1 protein-coding gene, 6 tRNA genes and 1 rRNA gene are annotated in these 2,169 nt (G+C 40.4%); 1 reads left to right on the forward strand and 7 read right to left on the reverse strand.

The genetic code is table 11. The annotated features are described in order from the left end of the window. Nucleotides 1–551 (forward strand): tRNA (adenosine(37)-N6)-threonylcarbamoyltransferase complex transferase subunit TsaD (locus BN2144_RS18910; protein ID WP_033826918.1); only part of this gene is annotated, 551 nt, incomplete at its 5' end. 836 nt (nt 552–1,387) lie between these two features. Here BN2144_RS18910 and BN2144_RS18915 read toward each other — a convergent pair. The 7 genes from BN2144_RS18915 to rrf all read right to left on the reverse strand — a co-directional run bounded on the left by BN2144_RS18915 (nt 1,388) and on the right by rrf (nt 2,027). After that, nucleotides 1,388–1,464: transfer RNA gene (locus BN2144_RS18915), tRNA-Asp, on the reverse strand. 3 nt (nt 1,465–1,467) lie between these two features. Then, nucleotides 1,468–1,541, reverse strand: a tRNA-Met gene (locus BN2144_RS18920). An 18-nt stretch (nt 1,542–1,559) separates the two neighbouring features. Then, nucleotides 1,560–1,635, reverse strand: a tRNA-Val gene (locus BN2144_RS18925). 5 nt (nt 1,636–1,640) lie between these two features. Next, a tRNA-Glu gene (locus BN2144_RS18930) sits at nt 1,641–1,712 on the reverse strand. 15 nt (nt 1,713–1,727) lie between these two features. Continuing rightward, a tRNA-Ser gene (locus tag BN2144_RS18935) sits at nt 1,728–1,821 on the reverse strand. Nucleotides 1,822–1,824: 3 nt separating this feature from the next. Next, nucleotides 1,825–1,899: transfer RNA gene (locus tag BN2144_RS18940), tRNA-Asn, on the reverse strand. Nucleotides 1,900–1,911: 12 nt separating this feature from the next. Then, nucleotides 1,912–2,027 (reverse strand): 5S ribosomal RNA (gene rrf / locus BN2144_RS18945). Nucleotides 2,028–2,169: the final 142 nt, after the last annotated feature.

The following is a 2,169-nucleotide window of genomic DNA, read 5'->3' on the forward strand; positions in this document are numbered from 1 at the left end:
CAAGAGATGATGCCGCAGGAGAAGCTTATGATAAAGTAGCAAGAGTTTTAAACCTTCCTTACCCTGGTGGTCCTCATATTGACCGACTAGCTCATGAAGGACAAGCCACGATTGATTTACCACGAGCATGGTTAGAAGAAGGTTCATACGATTTTAGCTTTAGTGGATTAAAATCAGCGGTGATTAATACGGTTCATAATGCTGAACAACGTGGTGAAACCATTAAACCTGAAGATTTAGCTGCAAGCTTTCAAGCAAGTGTTGTAGAAGTGTTAGTAGAAAAGACAAGTCGAGCTGCCAAAGAGTATAATGTTAAACAAGTAATCTTAGCAGGTGGGGTTGCTGCAAATAAAGGATTACGTGAAGGGTTGAAGGAAAAAGTTTCAGAACTAAAAGGGATTGATTTAATTATCCCCCCATTAAAGTTATGCACAGATAACGCAGCAATGATTGCAGCATGTGGAACAATTTTTTATGAAAATGGTATCCGCGCCAATCTCGGACTTAACGCCAATCCAGGATTAGATTTAACCTCATTTAATAGAGAATAACCAAGTGACAGGACTTTGTTTTCATATAGCGGTGTCCAATCTAAGGATTATCTTAGTAAGTATGAATAATCTTTGACACCGAGGGAAACAAAGTCTTTTTGCTTATACATCATGAGAGGACAATTACTTTTTGTATTGTCCGCGGCTTTAAAGTAATTGTTAGAGAATAATAGCTATAAGGAAGTATTTCTTCATTTGTTTTCGTTCGATTTTAAGTAATTCATTCAATTTTGAGTGATGAAATTGGGAATCTTGATTGTTTGGTTATCGCTGACCAATTTGGTGATGAAATTGATGAAACGGTGATCTTGAAAGGTTGTAAACGTCCATTTAGGTTAAAATGTAGAAAAACAGACATCTTAAAGGGGGGAGATGACACATGTAAAATTTAGATTGAAATCTCATAAAAAAGACATTTTGAAAGGCTATAGATGCTCAATTCAGTAAAAATTTAATGAAACAGCCAACAAGCAGGATATGGAATCCCAATTTAATTGAAAGTCCAGTTTGATGAGCAGCTAGAGCTAACGTAGAGGCAGAAGTATGAATAAAAGATTACCAAATAGGTTAGGATACTATACATTGCACTTGGTACCCTTTTATTCTAGGTATGAATCCTTAATCCTAATGAAAGAACTCCTAACTTTTTGAAATAATAATATTCCCGTTCATACCTGTTTGAATTTATAGATAAGGAAGTTAGGAGTCGTGTATTTCTATTTTTCAAACTTTTTATAAAGTCCACCATTTATTATAGAGCTAAATTTACAAAACTCACACAAAACAAAAGAAAACAAGGTTTACCTAGGTTTATCTTAGAAACAAATTATATGAAATGGCGGTCCGGACGGGACTCGAACCCGCGACCTCCTGCGTGACAGGCAGGCATTCTAACCAGCTGAACTACCGGACCAGATTGCGGGGATAGGATTTGAACCTACGACCTTCGGGTTATGAGCCCGACGAGCTACCAGACTGCTCCACCCCGCGATGATAGTAATTTTAAAATGGTGGAGGTTGACGGGATCGAACCGCCGACCCCTTGCTTGTAAGGCAAGTGCTCTCCCAGCTGAGCTAAACCTCCAAAAGTGACCCCTACGGGATTCGAACCCGTGTTACCGCCGTGAAAGGGCGGTGTCTTAACCGCTTGACCAAGGGGCCATTGTAAAATATGTATGGCGGAGAGCAAGGGATTCGAACCCTTGAGACAGCTTTTGGCCGCCTACACGATTTCCAATCGTGCTCCTTCGACCAACTCGGACAGCTCTCCAAATGGCTCCGCAGGTAGGATTCGAACCTACGACCGATCGGTTAACAGCCGATTGCTCTACCACTGAGCTACTGCGGAATCGTTTGATTAGCCCGGCAACGTCCTACTCTCACAAAGGCAAGGCCTTCAATACCATCGGCGCTGAGAAGCTTAACTTCCGTGTTCGAGATGGGAACGGGTGTGACCTTCTCGCCATGATCACCGGACTATTTAAAACAACCATATGTATTATAATAGGTTGTTTTAGAAAATGCAAGAGAAATTTTCATTCTCTCAAAACTAGATAACGTAAGGCAAACTATTAATTAGGTTAAGTCCTCGAACGATTAGTATCCGTCAGCTCCACAC

The organism is Bacillus andreraoultii (assembly GCF_001244735.1).
In the GTDB taxonomy this organism is placed as follows: Bacteria; Bacillota; Bacilli; order Bacillales; family Caldibacillaceae; genus Caldifermentibacillus; species Caldifermentibacillus andreraoultii.